Origin of the sequence: Amycolatopsis sp. NPDC004169 (assembly GCF_040610315.1) — a bacterium.
In the GTDB taxonomy this organism is placed as follows: Bacteria; Actinomycetota; Actinomycetes; order Mycobacteriales; family Pseudonocardiaceae; genus Amycolatopsis.
The window spans coordinates 33,101-52,881 of the sequence record NZ_JBEXMD010000012.1 but is presented as its reverse complement, the minus strand read 5'-3'; the positions used below and the strand labels follow the sequence as shown (position 1 = coordinate 52,881).

At 68.5% G+C, this 19,781-nt stretch carries 15 protein-coding genes; 8 read left to right on the top strand and 7 right to left on the bottom strand.

Annotated features, from left to right (window positions below; translation table 11 throughout):
- Positions 1–7: 7 nt before the first annotated feature.
- Positions 8–397, bottom strand: a complete 390-nt coding sequence (locus ABZX11_RS18350) for a hypothetical protein (RefSeq protein ID WP_354914246.1) — start codon at positions 395–397, stop codon at positions 8–10.
- Positions 394–933, bottom strand: a complete 540-nt coding sequence (locus ABZX11_RS18345; protein ID WP_354914244.1) for a hypothetical protein — start codon at positions 931–933, stop codon at positions 394–396. Before ABZX11_RS18345 ends, ABZX11_RS18350 begins: the two co-directional genes overlap by 4 nt.
- Before the next feature lie 445 nt (positions 934–1,378).
- On the opposite strand from ABZX11_RS18345, the gene ABZX11_RS18340 reads away from it, so the two are divergent.
- Positions 1,379–1,807 (top strand): hypothetical protein, encoded by a 429-nt coding sequence (locus tag ABZX11_RS18340; protein WP_354914242.1) that lies wholly within the window; start codon positions 1,379–1,381, stop codon positions 1,805–1,807.
- Positions 1,808–2,074: 267 nt separating this feature from the next.
- Entirely contained in the window at positions 2,075–2,278 is a 204-nt protein-coding gene (locus ABZX11_RS18335; RefSeq protein ID WP_354914240.1) for a hypothetical protein, read from the top strand.
- Between the two features lie 12 nt (positions 2,279–2,290).
- Here the strand turns inward: ABZX11_RS18335 and ABZX11_RS18330 are convergent, their stop codons facing one another.
- Positions 2,291–2,740, bottom strand: coding sequence for a hypothetical protein (locus ABZX11_RS18330; RefSeq protein ID WP_354914238.1), 450 nt, complete (start codon positions 2,738–2,740; stop codon positions 2,291–2,293).
- Positions 2,741–2,783: 43 nt separating this feature from the next.
- Positions 2,784–3,089: a hypothetical protein gene (locus ABZX11_RS18325; RefSeq protein ID WP_354914236.1), complete on the bottom strand. Its 306-nt coding sequence runs from the start codon at positions 3,087–3,089 to the stop codon at positions 2,784–2,786.
- 116 nt (positions 3,090–3,205) lie between these two features.
- Here ABZX11_RS18325 and ABZX11_RS18320 point away from each other — a divergent pair, with 116 nt between their 5' ends.
- Entirely contained in the window at positions 3,206–5,251 is a 2,046-nt protein-coding gene (locus ABZX11_RS18320; RefSeq protein WP_354914234.1) for a hypothetical protein, read from the top strand.
- Positions 5,248–6,036, top strand: coding sequence for a hypothetical protein (locus ABZX11_RS18315; protein ID WP_354914232.1), 789 nt, complete (start codon positions 5,248–5,250; stop codon positions 6,034–6,036). The genes ABZX11_RS18320 and ABZX11_RS18315 overlap by 4 nt, the downstream gene beginning before the upstream one ends.
- Before the next feature lie 168 nt (positions 6,037–6,204).
- On the opposite strand, the gene ABZX11_RS18310 is transcribed toward ABZX11_RS18315, so the two are convergent.
- Positions 6,205–7,152 carry an endonuclease/exonuclease/phosphatase family protein gene (locus tag ABZX11_RS18310; RefSeq protein WP_354914230.1) on the bottom strand — a complete coding sequence of 316 codons (948 nt, stop codon included), beginning with the start codon at positions 7,150–7,152 and terminating at the stop codon, positions 6,205–6,207.
- Positions 7,153–7,819: 667 nt separating this feature from the next.
- Between ABZX11_RS18310 and ABZX11_RS18305 the strand changes: the two genes are divergently transcribed.
- Positions 7,820–11,209 carry a hypothetical protein gene (locus ABZX11_RS18305; protein WP_354914228.1) on the top strand — a complete coding sequence of 1,130 codons (3,390 nt, stop codon included), beginning with the start codon at positions 7,820–7,822 and terminating at the stop codon, positions 11,207–11,209.
- A gap of 190 nt (positions 11,210–11,399) precedes the next feature.
- On the opposite strand, the gene ABZX11_RS18300 is transcribed toward ABZX11_RS18305, so the two are convergent.
- Together ABZX11_RS18300 and ABZX11_RS18295 are read right to left on the bottom strand one after the other, a co-directional pair.
- Positions 11,400–13,094 (bottom strand): hypothetical protein, encoded by a 1,695-nt coding sequence (locus tag ABZX11_RS18300; RefSeq protein ID WP_354914226.1) that lies wholly within the window; start codon positions 13,092–13,094, stop codon positions 11,400–11,402.
- Between the two features lie 133 nt (positions 13,095–13,227).
- Positions 13,228–14,520 carry a condensation domain-containing protein gene (locus ABZX11_RS18295; RefSeq protein ID WP_354914224.1) on the bottom strand — a complete coding sequence of 431 codons (1,293 nt, stop codon included), beginning with the start codon at positions 14,518–14,520 and terminating at the stop codon, positions 13,228–13,230.
- 537 nt (positions 14,521–15,057) lie between these two features.
- On the opposite strand from ABZX11_RS18295, the gene ABZX11_RS18290 reads away from it, so the two are divergent.
- The 3 genes from ABZX11_RS18290 to ABZX11_RS18280 are packed head-to-tail and all read left to right on the top strand — an operon-like array spanning position 15,058 to position 19,780.
- A complete protein-coding gene (locus ABZX11_RS18290) occupies positions 15,058–18,009 on the top strand; it encodes an AMP-binding protein (RefSeq protein ID WP_354914222.1) in 2,952 nt (983 codons plus the stop codon).
- Complete coding sequence (gene hutH / locus ABZX11_RS18285) at positions 18,006–19,541, top strand: histidine ammonia-lyase (protein WP_354914220.1); 1,536 nt, start codon at positions 18,006–18,008, stop codon at positions 19,539–19,541. Before ABZX11_RS18290 ends, hutH begins: the two co-directional genes overlap by 4 nt.
- On the top strand, positions 19,541–19,780 hold the full coding sequence (locus ABZX11_RS18280; RefSeq protein WP_354914218.1) for an acyl carrier protein: 240 nt from the start codon (positions 19,541–19,543) through the stop codon (positions 19,778–19,780). The genes hutH and ABZX11_RS18280 overlap by 1 nt, the downstream gene beginning before the upstream one ends.
- Position 19,781: the final 1 nt, after the last annotated feature.

Genomic DNA, 19,781 nt, shown 5'->3' with positions numbered 1-19,781 from the left:
AGTCAGTTCATGAACTGCCCGTGTTCAAGGTGGTGACGCGTGCCGCGGCGTGGGCCAGCTCGCGGAGCTGATCGTTTTCGAGTGCTAGGCGTTGGATCTGAGCACACGCTAGGTTCAGTTGGCGGCACAGGTCGTGGTTCTGCTTTCGCAGCACGGCATTAGCGTGCGCGAGGTCGTGGGCTCCTTCAAGTCTGGCTTGAGCGGACGGTCCGGATACCGCAGGTGCCTGCTCTGCAAGCTGTGCGACCACGTTGGGGAAGTTGCGGCGGAAGGTGGTGTTGGCCAAGCCGAGGCGTCGGGCGAGGGCGAGCACGCTGACCTGGTTGCCGTCGCGGATCATGGCGGCGAGGGTGGCCTGGACGTCGTTAGGGGTTGGCAGGCCGGTGTGGCGGGTCATGAGGTCTCCGTAGATCTGTCGGCGAGGAGCCGGGCGATGTCGTGCTGGCGGCGCCGCAGGCGGTGCGCCAGCAGCGGAGGAAGCGACGCCGGATCCGTCAAGGCGTTCTCGAGCCGTTCGTGCTCGCGCTGCAGCGCCGCGGCGTTGGCGGGTGTGAGCGTCACGTTGGCGCATTGGAGCGGGTGGCAGCGCTCCAGCGCGGGCACTGTGGACGCGGCGACTCGGGACGGTGGCAGGCATCGCGCTGTGGCTGCTGTGAACACACAGGTCGCGTAGGTGCCGGGGTAGACGTCGGGTTCGTGGCGGGCGAGGAACCGGCGGGTTCGGACCGGGTCAGCCAGGACCAGCTCGGGGAAGTCCGGGTTCGCGGTGAGAATGTCGAGGCGTCGTCGTGCTTCCTCGGCGGCCGGGCCGGCCAGATCGTGGTGGTAGGTCGTTGCGATGTCGGTTAGGTGCTCGCCGCGTAGCAGGGCCTGTTCGCTTTCGACCTCGGCGCGGAAGCCCGAGCGCGAGGTGCCAGCGTAGCCCTCGAACATCTGAATACCGTGGTGCTTGTACTGGATGGCACCGGCGATCGAGCCGCAGCTCACCGCCGGCTACCCGATCGTCCACATCGGACGCTGCCGGGGCGATGCGCTATGAACCACGCAAGGGTACGGCGGAACTGGCTGCTGCGCAGGCGGAAGACACTGCCATCGGTGTTGATGATGGCGTCAGCGCGTCCGGCGCGGGCGCAGTAGGTGTTGACCCATAGGACGAATTCGTTGAGCTGCCGCTTCATCTCACGCTTCCTCCGCTGGCGGAACGACTGTTCCAGTGGTTGGCGGTTCCATGCTCGGCCAGGATCGCGGCGTACCGGCCCAGGTCGCCGGCCTGGAGCACGGCGCCCGTAGCGCGCCGATGTCGTAGCCCACCAGGGGACCGGATGAACGGACAGTTTCCGGTCAACAGCAGGACAGCGATTGAGTTGACGTTGGCGAAGTGCGACGTTCGTTGTTCTGGACGCGTGTCTCGGTGCGAGTGGCGGCTTGCTCGACGACCTACCTGATGGAGGAAGAAAGCATGCTCAAACGACTCTCCTCTCGTTCCGGTACGCAGACTGGGGTCGCGCACCGTGGCGGGCGCCGCGCCGCCGCGGCTGCCGCGGCCGGCATCTTGGCCGTGGGGTCGATGGTGGCGACCGCGGTCCCCGCGGAGGCTGCCTCGACGAACTACGCCTCGGTCTACTCCGACCAGTGGATGAACGGCTACCGCGGCTGGGTGTCTGGCGGCGTCGTGATGCTGTGCTGGGCAGACGGTGCGTGGTCCAACGGCACTAACCGGTGGTTCGCCATCTACGCCGGTTCGATTTCCGGCTTCGTCAACGCGAACCTGGTGAGCAACCAGAGTTCGGTGGGCCACTGCCAGTGACGGCTCGCGCTGGGCCTCGCTCGTCTTGACTGCGCCGCTGCCACGCGATGGCGACGGTCGGCTGGGCGGGGCCTGGGGGCTGGCTGGTTCCGTCACCGCCGACGCTGGCGCGCGATCCTGAGACGGGCCGGACTGTCAGACCTCCTGGCCGGCACGACCGGACCGCTGCTGGCAGGGCGAGCGGTGCGCCATCAACTTCGCCCCCGACGACCACCAAATCAGGCATGGAGGCCGGGCCGGTTCCATCGCCTGACCACCTGGGAAGCGATGCGCGCCGAAGAACCGGCGCTGTCTGACAAGTCGTGCCAGCTGGAAGACCTGCTTATCGAACGACGCACGGCTCTCGGCAAAGATCTGTTCTACCTGACCCGCTACGGCCGGCCCCTGCGGCAAGTCGTCGCCGCCGGCGTGCAGCTGCTGCCGTTCGACGACGGCGACGGGGCATGTGACTCCGGGTGGTGCATGACCTGACCGCCCACGCTGCTACGGGTTCCGCCGGTTCCCGGGAGCCTGGTCCTTAGCCAGCGGGAGGTCCGGGTCGCCGGCGTGGTTGGCCTTGCCGAGTAGCCAGCAGGTCGCCGCCCACCCCACCGCGGCGACTACGATCGCGGCGGACACCACGACCCACCAGCTCATTGCCGACGCCCGTGCCCGCGGCGCGTGTTCTCCCCGCCGCTGCGCCACCGCGACCACCAGCCCGCCGGCGGTCGCCGAGCGCTGCTTGTGGGTGACCGCGCCGCCGACGCGGTTCCGGCTGCGGTCGGCGACGTCCAGGACCTGGGCGGCTGGGACGACGCCGAGCTCGTCGAGGTGCTTGCGCACGAACTGCACTGGATGGCGGTCGGGGGCGATACTGGTGGCCCACACGTCCGCGGCCGCGACATCGAGGGCGGTCATGCCCGGCAGCGCGGGCGCGTCGACGCCGGTGGCCATCCCGGTCAGGTGGCCATCCCGTCCGCGCGGCCGCCCCGGCGGCTCACAGGGCTTGGCGGCGGTCCGGGCCGAGGCTGGCGAACGCGCCGGAGGTGGCCAGGGCCTCGGCCACGGGCTGTTGGAGCTGGACGCGTTCGGTGAGCTCGCCGATGCTGCCATACGGGCCGCTGCGGTCCCGCTCGCCGACGATCGCGGACCGCCACCCCGTCGGTCGAGTCCCGCTCGGGTTCGAGGCCGGCGTGGCCGCCTTCGCGGACGGTGGGACGAACCTCGCGGTGCTGATTACCGCCATGGTCGTGCCGATCGTCGCGATCTGCTTGCGGGGTCTCATCGCGGGCGGCATCTCCATCTTGGATAACCTGTGGGTTTCGCGGCTGTCTTACGACGATGTCACCAAGGTCAGTCTCACAGCTTGTAGCATTTCCTCGTTGGCAGCAAGACGGACAGCAACGACGACGGAGCGGGATGCCGCGCAACGAGGCTAGAGACGTGGTGGGCCAGGTCGTCCAAGCCCACACAATCCGCGGGGATGTCCACGTCCACCCCGAGAAAGGGGTCGGGCGAAGGCTGGAGGACGCGGCGCTGGTCAGTGATCACACCGACTGGATCCAGTTGGGCGTTCATCGTCCGATTCAGGTGGTCGGCGCCTTGACCGATCTTCCGACGTACATCCCGCGCGATGTCGACGCCGCACTGCGTCCACTGCTAGCGGAGATGCAGGGGGAGACCCCGCCACACTCGAAGCGGTTCGTCTTACTGACCGGCCCATCGTCAGCTGGAAAGACACGAGCAGCGATGGAAGCCATTCGGGCGGAGCTCCCAGATTGGCGCTTCTACGCGCCGACGGGCCCTCACGGGCTGGCGCGTTTAACGGACCACGAACTGGACCTCGATCGGTCCGTGGTCTGGCTAGACGAAATCCAGGACGTGCTGGCACAGCCCGAGAGTGGAGAGCTGTTAAACGAACTGCTCACGACCCGGCGTGCGCGTTGCCTCGTGCTGATTGCGACGCTGCGTCTTGACGCTGAGAGCATGATGACCGGCTCCCATGGCCGGAGATTGCTCGATCGGCACGCCGAGCGACTGCCGGTCGCTCGGATGTTCAGCCCACAGGAGACCGAAAGCGCTAAAGCGTGCGTCGGCGATCCCGTCGTGGCCTATGCGGTCAATGCCGCCGCAGACCGTTATGGCATCGCCGAGGTGATCGCTGCCGGCCCCCGGCTAATCAGGGAGTGGGACCGACTACGCGAGACCTATCCGGTGAGCGCCGCGATCGTAGATGCTGCAGTCGACTGCTACCGAGCCGGATACACGAACGGCCTCTCGTCAGAGATGCTCGCCGACTTGCACCGGCTCTACCTGCCTTCCGCGTCGTCAGCCGAGTCCGAGTCGTTCAAGGCAGCTTTTGAGCGAGCGTGCGCTCCTGTCGCGGGCGTCGCCGCGCTCTTGGTAGAGCACGACGACGGGCGTGTTAGAGCGTTCGACTACCTTCTGGACCGAGCGGGGCAGCCGTCGCTTCAGTCCGTGCATGCCGACCTGTGGCAGCGCCTCGGCGACCACGCAACGCCCTCGTTGCTCACCTCGCTGGCCATGGCGGCCAAGCGCGCGGGCATCACGCACATGGTGCATGAGTACATGCGACGGTCGGTGTTCCTGGAGTGCCAGTACCGCTCACATCTCGCCTACGAGCTCGGAGAAGAAGGCCTCCTGCGAGGGTTTGTGACCGAGTTTTCTAAACGCGGGCACACGTCGGTGTGCAGGGCTGGCGCGGAATTTGATCTATCCGCGTTGCTATTAGGACACGAGGTGACCGAGCAGCGAGTAGCGAATAGCACCTATCGTCCATCGGACGGATTGGTTGAGATCGGTCAATTCGGCATCGTTGGCAGATGTAGGGACATGGAGCGCCTGGCCATGGACGGGCATGTCGATCAGCTGATGACACTTCATCGTGGCGGCGATCTAGACGCGACTTGGGCACTGATGCGTCTATTCAGGCGTCGGCGTGACTTGGAAGGGCTGCGAAGCCTCAAAGCTAACGGATACTGGGACTATCTAACCGCCATGATCGACGTTCTACTACAGGCGAGCGCTGGCCGGATAACACCCGAGATTCGTCGTATTATCAGAGCGCGCCACGTGGTCGCTGATTGGCGTTTTCCGTTGAGTTGGAGCCGTGAGCTCGTCAGTTCAAGCGACGAACTAACTTTCCACTACGTGGTACACCGTCGCGCGGGCCAAGCGGGCCTGCGCGAGCTAGTGAAGTCATTGAATCCTGGGATCCGCGGCACTGGCGCACGCGCACTGGCGGAAGAGTTGGCGAACAGTGGAAACATGTCGGAGTTGCGCAGGATGAGGTTCCGCAGCGTCTGGTGGAACGTGCGGTCGGCGGGGCGGCGGCAGCTACTCAATCTCCGTGCCATCCGAGGCGACGCTCGTGTCATCAAGCTACTTGGTCGTCGTTGCGGTGAAAGACTTCCGCTCCCACATGTCCACAGTCATCGCTATTGATCGCCGTCGTCGGCGACGTTGACCATCCCGCCGTCGTGGCAGAACTCTGTTTCCACCGATTCGTGTCGGCGGCGCTTGATGACGATGCGGTCCGCAGGGCGGCGCGTCGCCGACTCCCACTCAAACGGGCCATTCGTAAGGAGAGTGATCAATCTCAGTTTGGACGACCCAGGACCAAGATCATTGAGAAAAGATTACCAAAACTGAGAACCTACGCCACCTGCGGTGTCTCAGTTGTCTCGCGACGATGTCATCAAGATCATTATCAGGAATGGGCCATTTCCTCAGCGTCGATGGCCCGGGTCGGCCTGCTGAGCCCCATGAACTGCCTGACCTGCCCGACCGCTGATCGCGGGGTGACTCAACGGTCGGCGACGCTGCAGAAGCCGGAAAGCCGGAAAGCCGGAAAGCCGGAAGCCGGTGCTGCCGGTCGAGCTGTCCGGACTTTCCCGTGCGCGCGGCGTCCCGGTAGCAAATGCAGTAAGGGTGTGGCGCAGGTGCGAGCCACCCCGTCTAGCGCGACATTCGTGGTCCGCGACGGCCCGTTGTATGGTTCGTCGGCGGAGAATCTCCTGGCTTGGCACCTTTACTTCGAACGGCAACTGGACGAATTGGCCGGACGTGTCACGCAGGCGATCGGGCTGATCGCCGGTAATCTGCCACCAGACTTGCGCGGGCTCGCACACTTCGTGGAAGACGTCCACAGCGGCGCGGGGGTTCAAGTCTCGGACACAGTATTACCCCACGGATCGCGAAACGGGATCTTGAAACTGGGCCGATCCTAGCTCAGCGCGAATCAACTTCCTGCAGTTGCTAATCGGCGTTGTCGCAGACGATGGGCTGTCCGTGTTTCGTAGCGTTGTGGCGACGCGTGTGCTTGATGTTCGGGTCCGGCTCGAGCTTGAGGCGACTGCGCTGACCTCATATTCACTACGCCGGTGAAGGCAGTGGCCTCATCCGATGTTGAAGGTGGCGACGACGGGGCTGTGGTCCGAGCCGGACGTGGCGCCGTGCGTCGTGGGGGTATCGGTGATGGAGGGCAGAACGTCGCTGTGGACGGTGCAGACCTGGGGGAGCGGTGAGAGGAGGGCGTGACTGGCGAAGATGTGATCGATCAGTTCGCGTCGTCCTCGGTAGATGCGGGAGTAACGTTGGTCGGCGGGGATGCAGGGGGCGAGGTTCCAGAGTCGCTGCTGGTCACCGTGGTCGGGGTGGTCGAATCCTGCGGTGCCGATTTCTGAGCCGGTGGGGCCTTGCAGGATTTGGGTGGTGGCGGCGGTGGGTTCGTCGTTGAGGTCGCCGAGCACGATGACTCGCTGGTCGTGGCCGGCGGCGAGGGCGGCGGTGGCGAGCTCGCGGACGGCGACGGCCTCGGCGGTTCGGCGGTAGAGAGCGTAGGCGCCGTAGCGGGCGCGTTGACCTTCGTCGTGGGTGCCGAATTGGCCGCCGGGGAAGGTGAGGAGCTTGGATTTGAAGTGGCAGGTGATCAGGGTGAGTACGACACCGGCTGCCGGTTCGACGGTGACGGTGAGGGCACCGCGGCCGAGTTCGTGGCTGAGGTCGGCCGGCGGGTCGGCGACCTGGATGGGGGCCAGGGCGTCGGGCAGTGTGATGTCGTCGCCGACGGGGGTCAGGGCGTGTCGGCTGAGGAATCCGACCCGGATTCCGCGTTGGTCGTGGTGCGCGGAGACAGTTGCTTTCCAGGGCTCGCCAAGGGCGTCGGCGAGGTCGTTGAGGGCCTCGGGGTCGCCGACCTCTTGGACGGCGAGGACGTCGGGGTTGATGCCGGCGATGGTGGCGCGCAGGGCTTCGATCTTCGCTGTGTAGTCGGCAGATGTTTTCGGCCCGTCGCCGCCAGGTCGGAACAGATTCTCCAGGTTCCAGGTCCCGATACTGATCATGGTGTTTCCCCTCGACCGCGAGCGGCTCGACCACCGCATCCGGCTCGCTCCAAAATCCCGCACTGACAGACTCGCCGTTGCTGCGTCCGGAGTTACAGTCATCACTCGAACGCCGTACCGCAGTTACCCCGTTTGGTGTGGTTGAGGCCGCCGACGGTGCGGAACTGGTAGCGGCGATCTCGGCAGCCGCATAGTAAACCGGTTCGTGTGGCGCGGTCACATCAGCGGGCGACGAGCGCGGTGACGGCTTCGATCAGGGTTTCTTCTCGTGGAGGTCAGCGTCGTCGGTGCACGCGGGGTCGACGCTCGGGCGGTGGTGTCGCACTGGCTGGTGCGACACCACCGCGTCGGTCAGAGTGGCAGGCGTTCGATCAGCCACGCGAGGACGCCGCGGAGTAGTCCGGACAGGACGCCATGGACGACGGTATGGACGAGCGGGTGTGGCCGGTGGTGCTGTGTGCGGGGCATCTGGTTCTCCCTCGGTTCGGTCGGCTGGGCTTTGGCTGGCCTGCCGTAACCCATGCTGGAGCAGGTCGGCTGCGAGAGCTGGCGTTCCCGGACCGAGCCGGACGGTGGGCGGGAAGTCGCCGGTGACGCGCGTGGCCGGTGTCCGGAGTCCGGACGGCGCCGGCCACGTGTATGACAGAGGTGACGGCGGGAGGTGCCGGTGGGTGAGCTGCAAGTGTCGTTCGCTGCCGAGCTCGAGCGGCTGCGGGTGGCAGTGGGCGTGTCGTCGCGCGCTGTGTTGGCCAAGGAGTGCGGGCTGCCTCGCAGTACCGTCGATGAGATCCTCCGCGGCAGCTTCGTCCGGGCGCCCCAGTGGGAGAAGGTCCGTGCGATCGTGCTGGCGTGCGTCCGGCTCGCTGGTGACGACCCGCGGATACGGAAGCTCGGCGAGCTGAATCACTGGCGTATGCGGCACGACCGGCTGGAGGCCGACGTGCGCGCCGGGTGGCAGGGCCGCCGGCCCGCGGTCGATCCGCGTCGGCTGCCCGGACGGCCGGTCCGCGACGTGAGCCCGATGGATCTGGAGGTGCATCGGGCGACGGCGGGTCGTGGTGACCGAGCCGGAGCGCTGCCCGCATATCTCCCTCGGGCGCACGATCGGGCGCTGGACGACGTCGTCACCGCAGCGGTCGGCAGCGGGATGTCTGGGGTAGCGGTGCTGGTCAGCGATTCGACGTCGGGAAAGACCCGGGCGCTGTACGAGGCTCTGTGGCGGTCGACCTCGGCGCGAGGCAGCCTCGCCGATTTGGGCTGGCGGATCTGGCCGGCCTGTCCGGTCGGCGCGGCCCGGTTTCTCCGCGAACTCGGCGAGTTACCGCCGCACACCGTGGTCTGGCTCAACGAGGCGCAGCGCTACCTCATCGAACCCGAGGAGGAGACGGCGTCGGCAATCGCCGGTGGCCTGCGGGAGCTGCTGGCCGATCCGGATCGAGCGCCGATCCTGGTTCTGGGCACGCTGTGGCCCCAGTACCGCGACCGGATCATGCAGCGGCCCGCCGCCGATACCGCCGACCGGCTCGCGGATGCGCGTGCGCTGCTCGACGGTGTCACCATTCCCGTCCCGAACTCGTTCCGCGGCGCGGATCTCGCGCAGGCTCGGGCCAGCACCGATCGCGTTATCCGTGAGGCACTGCGCACCGCTGACTCGCGGCCCGGTGCCAGGCGTGCCACCGACGTGTCCCTCACCCAGCTCATCGCGGGGGTGCCCGCGCTGCTCGATCTGATGGACAACGCGTCGACTCCCGTGCGGGCGGTGCTGAGCGCCGCCATGGATGCCCGTCGCCTCCAGCACGGCGAGTGGCTGTCCACCGCGCTCCTGCACCACGCTGCACCGGCCTACCTCACCGATGAGGAGCAGCGGGAACATCTTTCGGCACCGGGCTGGTTCGCCACTGCGATGACGGTCCTGACCACGCCGGCGACCACGACCTCCGCCCGCGCTGTGCATCGGCCGCCCGTTCTGCCCGGCGCGCCGGAGCGCGACGTCGTCCGGTTGGAGGACTACCTCGATCAGCACGGACGGCGGACCCGTGGGCATCTCATGCCTCCGGCGGGGTTCTGGGTGGCCGCACTGAAGCACGCGGTCTCGGCGCAGGACTGCTCCGAGCTCGGCGAGTACGCGCACCGCCGTCTCCGGTACGTCCTCGCCGACGCACTGTGGTTCCGGGCGGGCTCGATGGGGGACCGGAGGGCGTGGCGGCGACTGCTGCACCTTCGCGAGGACATGGGCAGATCAGCAGATGCCGACCGTGCTGCGGGCCAAGCGGCGGAGGCCGGATATGTCGGTGCCTGGGTCGAGCTCGCTGCGGCACGGGAACGGCGAGGACGACCCACGGATGTGGAGGTGGCCTGGCGGAGGGCCGCTGAAGCCGGTCACCCGTCAGGGTGGCTGCACCTCGCCGAGCTGTGGCGGCACGCGGGACGGCTCGAGGACGCCGAGGCCGCGTGGACCCGGGCCGCCGAAACAGGCGACCCCGACGGCTGGAGTCACCTCGCGACGTACTGGGACGGAGTGGGGCGCCACACCGAAGCCGAGAAGGCAGCCCGGCGAGCTGCCGAACTCGGCAGCGTTTCGGCGTGGTTCCGGCTCGCGGAGCATCGCGAGCTGGCCGGCGACCACGCTGCCGCCGAACGCGCCTGGACGGCCGCGATCGAAGCAGGCAGCGACGAAGCCCGGCCCCGGCTGGCCGCGCTGCTGGAGCGGGAGGGCCGGCCCAGCGACGCCGAAGATGTCGCCGCCGTCGCGGCCGCTGAGCAATTCCGCTCGGTGTGGACCGTGCTTGCGGAACTGCGGGAGGACGCTGGCCGGCACGCCGACGCCGACCGCGCGGCCCGGCACGCCGCCGACGCGGGCAGCTCCGCGGGTTGGGTCCGGCTTGCGGAACTGCGTGAGAAGGCCGGACGGCACGCCGATGCCGATCGCGCCGCTCACCGAGCCGCGGAAGCGGGTGACGCTGGGGGATGGATCCGCATCGCGAAGCTGCGTGAATCCGAGGGCATGTACAGCGCCGCGGAGCAGGCGTGGAGACGCGCTGAGGCGGCAGGCAGCACCGCGGTGTGGGAACAACTCGCGCGGTTGTTCGAGAAGACGGGCCGGCACGCCGAAGCAGAGGACGCAGCTCGCCGCGGTGCTGCCTGTGGGTACCTGCAGGCGTGGCGGACCCTTGCCAGGGCGAGAAGCGACGCACGCCGGCAACAGGAGGCCAAGATCGCTTGGACGCGCGCGGCGGAAGCCGGTGACGGTTCAGCGTGGATCGAGCTTGCCAAGCTCAATGACCGGTTCGGACCTGCCGCCGACGAGGAGACGGTCTGGACTCGCGCTGCCGAGGCGGGTAGTGCAGCCGCGTGGGTCCGGGTCGCACTGGTGCGGGAGGCCGCCGGTCGCCTTGATGCCGCTGAGGACGCCGCCGGGCAGGCGGCAGCTCGAGGTGATGCCTACGCGTGGGCCAGAATGGTTGTGCTGCGGGAGAAAGCGGGCCGGACGGACGACGCCGAGCAGGCGGCACGACACGCCGCATCAGCCGGCGACGTTGAGGGCTGGATCCTGCTCACCGTCGTCAGGGAACGCGCCGGCCGGCACGACGCCGCCGACCACGCAGCCGCGCACGCCGCCGAGGCCGGCAGCACGAGGGGATGGGTCAAACTCGCCGAACTCAGAGAGGCGACTGGCCGACCTCGCGAAGCCGAGGAAGCCGCGCAGCACGCCGCTGAGGCGGGCAGCCCGGAAGGCTGGTCGCGCCTGGCCGAACTGCGCCGGACAGCCGGAGAGCTCGTTGCCGCTGAAGCCGCATGGCGGCAGGCGGTCGAATGCGGAGGCCATTGGGCATGGGCGCATCTGGCCGAGGTCCGCGAAGAAATGGGACGCCACCACGACGCTGAGAAAGCGGCGATCCATGCAGTGAACAACGGCGACACGTGGATCTGGTCGCACCTGCGCGACCGACGCCCGCCTCAAGATCCCGTGCACCTGGCATGGACCAACGGCTTGACCGTTGAAGGTGCGATCGTGGAAACCGTGCCCGCCGAACTTCCCGCGAACCTCGCTGACTGACACCCCGGCCGCACTGTCCGCTGCGTGATCTGGGCGAAGGTCCCCGGGTGGGTGCTCCTATAGCCGGTTCAGTTGCCACGGGATCGGCCGCGCTGCCCGACGACGTCAAGGAGCCTGCCAGATCTTCAGCGGGCCAACGCCTGCAGCCAGGCCAACGCGGAAATGAATAGCAACCGAGTCCGCTTTCGGATCACCCAGGGCTCTGGTCCTGGCACTCGTAGTCGCCGCGGTCAGTGACGCGACGGGGCTTCCGGGTGAGCTTCGGAAGCCGCTCCGCCGTTTGCTGCAACCTTTCATGATGACGCGCGGCGTGGATATGGGGCAGTCGGCCCAGGCTCTGGTAGATGGCGTTCTGGACCTGCCGCTGCTCCAGATATGAAAAATGGTCACATTCAAGGGTTGTGGTGTCCTCGACACCACCCGCGGCCGATTCCTCCGGCACCACGAGGTCGTTCGGGACTTCGCCCATGAGCCCGCGGGAAAAGCCGTGCAGGAAGCCGTGGTGGTCCCCGCCCCTCTCGGTCACCCGGCCGGCGAAGGTCCGTGTCGCCGTCGGGGGATACAGCGTGAATCCCGACAGGTACCCTGGTCGGGGTGCCATGTCGGTGATGCCCTGCGGCGGAGCGCTCTTGATCGCCAGCCCTGCGAGCCGGGTCAGCGGGTTTACCACGGGCAGGCCCGCCCAGCGCAGCCCGCCCATCAGAGCCTGCACCCCGCGGAAGCCGACGGTGGCGACGTCGGCGGTCGGCGTGCCCAGGAACGGCGTCCCCAGCGCGATGAGCTCGATCGTGCGCTGGCTTTCGCCCGTGCGCGGGGCTCGGCCGCGGAGGAGGTCCGCCGCGTGCCGCGCGACCAGCCCGCCCCGCGAATGGGCGACAAACAGCACGGAATTTGAAATACGAGCTTGAACGAGATTGGCGAGTGTCTCCGCGTTGCGCCCGATGGGCAGCCAAGTGTCGTGCTCGAACCGCGTGATCACGGGCAGGGGCTTGTTGGATGCCTGGATCGCCGCGGCCAGCACAAGTCCGGTCGACATCGTGCCGTGCACGGCTACGACGGCTTCCGTTTGCTTCGCCAGCTCATCGAGACGTGGGCAAGTTTCCGTGACGTCGGGCAGTTGCGCCTCGTCCTTCCGGAGTCGTCGAGCGGCGAAAGGATCGCCTTGCTCCTTCGTGAGCAACTTGGCGGCTACTTTGACGGTCCGGCCGACCAGGATTCCGACGCGGTCGAGCCCGCGTAGCGTCAGCCGGTGGATGCCGCGGGCAGCACGGCTGACGGCGTCCCGGATAAGCGAGTTGTCGCCGGTGTAGAGCCGCCACACCATCAGCTCGTCGAGGTCGGCGCCGGGCACTGTCGCACGGAGCACCTCCCCTGCGTCGTCGAGGAAGCCCGGCAGACTTTCGATGAGCTCGACTGTATCGACGCCTGGCCGCACCGGGATGACCACCGCGTCGGCCCCGAAGGCGAGCGCGGACACGACCTCATCGTCGACGACGAACTCGAGCACCGGCGACCCGGCGGTGGTGAACTGACTGGTCTGCACTCGCACCGAAAGCGGACCAGCGGCGTCCGCCAAGTCTCCGTCCGCCATCCACCGGCCCGCGCTGTCCGGACGTACGTCACCCAGCGGGCTGTATTTCTCGGGACTGTCGCCGAGGATGAGGTCCGACTGCAGGGCCTCGATGAGGACGTGCTGCAGCAGCCCCGCTGGAATGTCGGCGTTAGGCCACAGCCGGTTCGCGACATCCGGCAGTGTATCCAGCTCGCCGCGCTTGATGGCGGTGCCGGGCCGAAATTCTCTTTCGCGTCCGTGTGTGCCGATAATCGTCAGCGGTGTCGGTGTGTCGGCAACCGTTTCACCGACCATGAACTGAACGTCGAACATGTTCCACCTGCTCGCATCGGCGGATACCTTGCGCATAGGTCGGTGTGATCGGCCCGCGCGTTACAGCCGCCGGAAACCAGCCGCCAGCGTCCCGGCTCCACGCCGGCGTCACCAACGTCACGGCCTCATACAGCTAACTGGTGAGGGCGCTTTCCGCCTCCTGCCAGAGTTCGAGCAGCCGGTCGAGCCCTCTTTGCTCGAATGCACCTGCCGCGCCGACCAGCAGCAACTCGGCGCCGTCCGGATGGTCCGTGACGTGGATGCGCAGCTCGTTGGCGGCTTGTGTGCGCTCGATCTCCATCGATTTCACCTCCAGCCCCTCGAGGGTCCAGCTTTGCCCAGCGTCCTCCGTCGAGTGGATCAGGACCACCTGGTAGAGCGGGTTTCGATAATGCTTTCCGGCACGCTGGATTGCGGCGTGGGTGACCAGGGACGCGATGGGGTAATCCCGCAGGCGGAAGGTGTCGCGCATGATCGAGCGGCACTCGCGGACCATGTGAGCGAGGCCCGCCGCGCTTGGTGCTCGGGAGCGCAGGAGTGCCAGGTTCTGGTAGTAGCCGACCGTGCGGAAGTCTTCGGCTCGCTGCCGGGTGTCGATCGGCGTCACGACGCTGACGTCGTCGGTCCGGGTGAACTGCTTGAGGGCCCACATCACTGCAGCCAGGTGCAGGACGAACCGGGAGCAGCGCAGGCGCCGTGCCGTGTCGTCCAGCCGGCTCGAAGTCGTCCGGGCAAGCGGCTGTGCGGCAGTCAGTGGCCGGAAGGCGTCCGGGTCGCTTTCCGGCGCCGGATTGGCGAGGAGCCGGGGCGGCAGGGGGGTGAGGAGCCGGCGCAGAGCTGGCGTCTCGTCGATGCTCGGGAACGAGGTGCGCACGGAATCCGGGTCGAAGGGGTGCACCTCGCCGAGTTCCTCGGGCCGCTGCGCGTACAAGACGGCCAGTTCGCGCTGGAGGATGAGCCGTGAGCGCTCGTCGATCGCGACGTGGTCGACCGCGAAGAGCAGACTGTGCAGGTTTTCGCGGTGGGGGAGCAGGGCCGCTTGAAGAATCGAGTGCCGGTTCGGGGCGAGAAAATTCCGGGAAAGATCTTCGAATGCCTGAGCCGCGTGCTCGTGGATGGCTGATTCATCGGAAAGCCCGCTGGGTGGCGCTACTCGGAACACGTCGGGGCCTTCGTTTTCGTGCACGATGGCCAGCACTTCCTCGTCGTCGAGCATCGCGTAGTTGGTTCGCAGGATGGGATGCCTGCGGACGAGTTCCGTGAGTGCGCTACGAAGGCGATCGATGTCCAACGGACCTCGTAGTAGCAGGTGTACGGCTACGATTTGGGTCGGCACGCCGCCGGGTGCGTGCCGCATTGTGATCAACCGGCGCTGCGGTGGTGTGGCCCGGTAGACGGTGGCGCGTGACGGTAATTTGGCCGCCATTTTCGGTCCTCCATCTGACGTGGAAAGATCAAAAAGATCGTCTCTGAAGCCCCCGTCTCGGCAGCTTAGCAACAGTATCGGTGACTTTGCCACCGAGTGTGCGTGAAGTTGGTTTGCAGGTGAAATGCCGGTGAAGTTCATCGGCTGGACGTGGTGAGCGGGGTGTCACCGTGTCCGTTTTCGGCTTTGTGTCGCGCTGCCCGGCCGAACGGCGAGCCGCCATTTGGCCCCTTCCGGATCTGCGATTGTTGCAGTATTTACCGACGTTCGACGTCCTGTCGGTTCGCGGAAACTTTGCGTGTTCTTCCAGCTGGAGACGAGTAGCCTGATTGGACCTTTCGGGGGTGCTGCAGTGCGAAGTGACTTCCGGTTGTGATGAGCGTGCCTGCCGTTCGAGTGGGTTACCGCGCTGGTGGTGGTCTTCGCCGCCGCTCGGCAGTAAGAATCGATGAGCACGCCGGGATCGGCACCGGATCTGGGGTCCGACCGCGCATCCCGTCTCCTTTCGGTTTGTTCTCCGCGAAATCTTGAGGATCAATGCCTACTGCATTCACGCCCACCGGCGTCGCCGTGTGCGCTGCCGAAGACGAGCAGGTCAGTGCCGGTTTCCGCCATCACCTGCGCCAAGCGAGGGAGGCCGTGGCGCTCACCGACGGCCGCAGCTCGCTGACCCGCGCCCGGCTGGCGGAGCTCGGCGACGGCGTGCGCGGACACCCCCGGCTGCGTGCCGCCACCCGGATCGTCGTCGTCGGCACGCAGTCGCTGCGCCTGGCCGCCGTCCTCGTCGCCTGCCACCTGGCAGGCCGCGAGTTCGCCGTCGTCGACGCGGGCGAGGATCCGGCCGTGCTCGGCGCGCACCTCGACGCGCTGCACCCGGACGCCATCGTCGCCGTGTCCGACCTGGATTTCGCCCGCCGCGAGCCGGTTGTCCGCGCGGAGGACCTGTTCTGCGCCCCGAAATCCTCCGTTGAGGACGGACAGCCGGTGGCGCGGTACGCCTACACCGTGCGGACGTCCGGCACCACCGCACGACCGAAACTCGTGCAGCTCGCGCGGTCGGCCCTCGGCCAGTACGTCGCCGAGTTCACCGCGCACTACGCCGTGGGCCCCGATTCCCGGATCGCCGTCTGGGCCGCACCGACCTACGACGCCCACCACAGCCAGCTCTTCTCGGCATTGGCGGCCGGTGCGGTCGGGGTCGTCGCCGAGCCCGAGGTGCGTCGCGGCGGTGACAGCGTGCTGGACTGGCTGACCGCCCACCGGATTACGCACTTCGAGACGACCCCGTCGATCCTGCGCCTTCTCGTCGCGGCGGCGGCCACCCGCGGCCTGCCGCCGGACCTGGTCCACCTCATGTGCAGCGGCGAGCGTTTCGATCCCGGGCTCGCCCGGGCGGTCGTCGCGCTGGGTGGCAAGCTTCGGCTGTCCAACGAGTACGGCCCCACCGAATGCGTCCTGGCGACGTGGCACGAAGTCACCCCGGCCGACCTCGACCTGCCCGACCTGCCGGTGGGCAGGGCGATCGCCGGCCGCGAGGTGACGGTGTGCCCGCCGCCCGGCGCGACCACCGCGTCCGCGGCCGACCCCGGCGAGATCATCATCCGGTCGCCGCACCTATGCGCCGGCTACGGCCTCGGGGGTGCACTGGCCGAAGCCTTCCCAGCCGGCGAAGATGGCGTGCGGACCTACCGGACCGGCGACTTCGGCTACGTCGACGACCGCGGCCTGCTGCGCCTCACCGGCCGCCGCGACCGCACGATCAAGCGGCGCGGGGTCAAGATCGACCTCGACGACGTCGAGCGCGCCTTCCGTGCCGTCCCGTACGTCACCGACGCCGCCGTCCGCGCGGAGAACGGCGGAGCCGCGGTGTGGGTGTGGGCCGTGGCGGCCGGCCGTACCGCCGAGGCCCTGCGGGCCGACGTCATGCCGTTACTGGCGGCGGCGAGCGCGCCCGAGCGGATCGTCCTGGTCGACGCCCTGCCCCGGTTGCATTCCGGGAAAGTCGACTACGCCGGTTTGCCCCGTCCTGTCGCGGCAACGACCGAGGGCGCAGCCTCGGCGACCGAGACCGAGGCGGACGTGGCCGCCGAGTTCGCCCGCGTGCTCGGGCTGCCGGAGGCGTCGCCGGACGCCGACTTCTTCGCCCTGGGCGGGCATTCCCTGCTGGCCCTGGACCTGAACCAGGGCCTCGCCCGCCGGTTCGGTGTCACCGTCACGCTGGCCGACGTGCTGCGCCACCCCAAAGCGCGTGCCCTCGGGGCCCTGATCGACAGAAAGCGCGCCGGGCGGCCGGTCACCGGCGCGGACGACCATTCCGCCGGCTTGACGGCGGCGGAACGGCCGCTCTGGTCGTGGAGCCAGCTCTTCCCGGCCGACGGCTCGGCCAACGTGGTCGCCGGTTTCCGCGCAAAGCTCCCCATCGGGGAAACCGCGGTCACCGAAGCTGCCGGGCGGCTGGTGCGCACCACCGCGCAGCTCCGGCTGCGCTACCCCGCCGCCGGGCGCCCGGAGCGGGTGGTGCACCCGCCGCGCCCGGTCGACGTCCGCACGGTGACGGTCGCCGGCGACCCCGGCGACAGCACGCGGCCCGAGGTGCGCCGGGAGCTGTACCGGCCGTTCGACATCGCCCGCGACCAGCTCGTGCGGGTCGTGCTCGTGCGGTCGGCAACCGAGGTGGCCGTGTTCCTCGTGGTGCACCACATCATCTGCGACGGCATCGGTCTCGCGACGCTGCTCGCGGACCTGCACCGGCTGCTGGCCGGCGGGGACGCGGGCTCGGCGTCGCTGGCGCCCGCGGTGCTCACCGGGCCGCCCGCACCGGCGGCCGAGCAGTACTGGCAGTCGGTCAAGGACCGCCTGCGGACGATCCCATGCACCCTCGCCCCGGGGCCGGGTGCCCTCGCCGAGCCGGAGCCCTTCGCCGTCCCGAAGTCCACTGCGGACGCGTTGCTGGCCGGCGAAAACCTGCGGCTCTCGGTGGTCCTCGTCGAACACGTCGCCGAAGCACTGCTGCGGACGACAGCTGCGGACGCGGTCGTCGTGGAGGTTCCGGTGTCCTTGCGAACGCCCGAGCAGGCTCGTGCGGTCGGCAACTTCGTGGTCGACGTGCCAGTCGTCGTCGACCGGGGCGCCCCGGACGGCCGCGCCGAGCGGCGCAAGCGGATCGCCGCCGACCTGCTCGACGCCGTCGACGCCGCGGCGGTCGCACCCGGCTTCGGCGCGCTGCGGCCCGGCCAGGGCCTCGCCCCGCCCGGGGACGCCGTGGTCGTCCTCGAACACCCGCCCGCCACCACGGTCCCGGATCGGGTCGCGGTTCCCGGCTCGCCGCCACGCAACCCTGTCGCCGTCTACGTGACGGCGGCCGGGGACGACCTCGAATTCCGGGTGCTCGGCCGGGTCGATCCGGCCCTCGCCCGGAATTTCGCCACCCACCTCCGCACAGTGACGGCCGGCCCCGCGGGCCCGCCGGTGAGACAGGAGCACCAGTGACCACTTTCGTGATCCAGCCGGACGACCGGTGGACCCTCGCGAGCCTGCTGGCCGCGTCCGCACCGGGCACCGAGATCCGGCTCTCCGAGGACACCCGGCGGGCGATCACCCGGACCTCGGACTGGGTGGAGCGGCTTTCGGCGGGCCCCGACCTGGTGTACGGGGTCAACACCGGTTTTGGTGCGTTGGCCGACGTGCGGGTGCGTGCCGGCGACGAGCACGAGCTGCAGCTGCGGCACGTCCTTTCGCACGCGTGCGGCGTCGGCGGCCCGTCCCCGCGGGCCGTCGTGCGGATGATGATGCTGGTCAAGCTGCTGACGTTCCGCTCGGGCCAGACCGGGGTGTCGCTCGCGGTGGCCGAACGGCTGGTCGACATGCTCAACCACGGCGTGCACCCGGTCGTTCCGGAACGCGGCACCGTCGGCGCCAGTGGCGACCTCGCCCCGCTTTCGCACCTGGCCCTGCCGCTGCTGGGCCGCGGCAAGGTCGAGTACGAGGGCCGCGTTCACGACGCGGCGGACGTGCTGCGCCGCCTGGGCTGGCCGCCGCTGCGGCTGACCGCGAAGGACGGCCTGGCGCTGACCAACGGCACCCAGTACATCACCTCGGTGGCGCTGGTGGAGCTGGGCCGGATCGTCGCACTGGCCGAGACCGCAGACCTGGTGGCGGCGATGAGCCTGCAGGCGTTCAGCTGCGCCGAGCGGTTCTTCGACGAGCGTTACCACCGCCGGTCGGGCAACCGCTGGCGCGGCGCGGTGGCCGGCGCACTGCGCCAGCACACCCGTGGCAGCAACCATGCCAAGTTGCCGAGCGCGGTCCCGTCGATGCAGGACCCGTACTCGTTCCGGTGCATCCCGCAGGTGCACGGCGCCGCGCGCGAGCACATCGACAACGCGGAAACGTCCATCCTCAACGAGGTCGACACGGTCGCGGACAACCCGCTGTTCTTCCCCGACGACGAGATCGCGCTGTTCGGCGGTAACCTGCACGGCGAGTCGGTGGCCATGTCGGCCGACCTGCTCGCCATCGCGGTAACCGAGCTGGGCTCGATCTCCGAGCGCCGCACCTACCAACTGCTGTCCGGGCGGCGCGGCCTGCCGGACTTCCTCACCACCGACCCGGGCGTCAACTCCGGGCTGATGATCGTGCAGTACACCTCGGCGGCGCTGGTCAACGAGATGAAGACGCTGTGCCACCCGGCCAGCGTGGACACCATCCCGACCTGCCAGCTGCAGGAGGACCACGTCAGCATGGGCGGCACGGCGGTGCTCAAGCTACGCCAGGTCGTCAGCGACTTCGAGACGGTTCTGTCGGTCGAGTGGCTCACCGCGTGCCAGGCGGTCGACCTGCGACCGGACCTCGTCCTCTCCGCGCACTGCCGGTCGCTGCACGCGACCTACCGCGGCCTGGTCGGGCGCTTGGACGAAGACCGCGTGCTCAGCGACGACATCGAGCGCACCGCGGAGTTCCTGCGCGGCGTCGAGCTCCGCCCGAGCGTCGAGCGCACGCTGGTCGGACAGGGGGTCGGCTGATGCCGGGAACCACGGTGCTCGCCGAGGTCGAGGAGTGCTGGCGCGGGGTCGCGCCGGAGGCGGGCCGGCTACCCGCCGCGGACGACAACCTGTTCGAGCTGGACGTCGACTCGTTCGTGTTCATCCAGTTCGTGCGCGAGCTGGGGATCCGGTTCGGGGTCGAGCTGCCGCTGGTCGAGATCTTCCGTAGCCCGACCTTCCGCACGGTGGCCGGCCACGTCGAGCGGGCGAAGGAGTAGT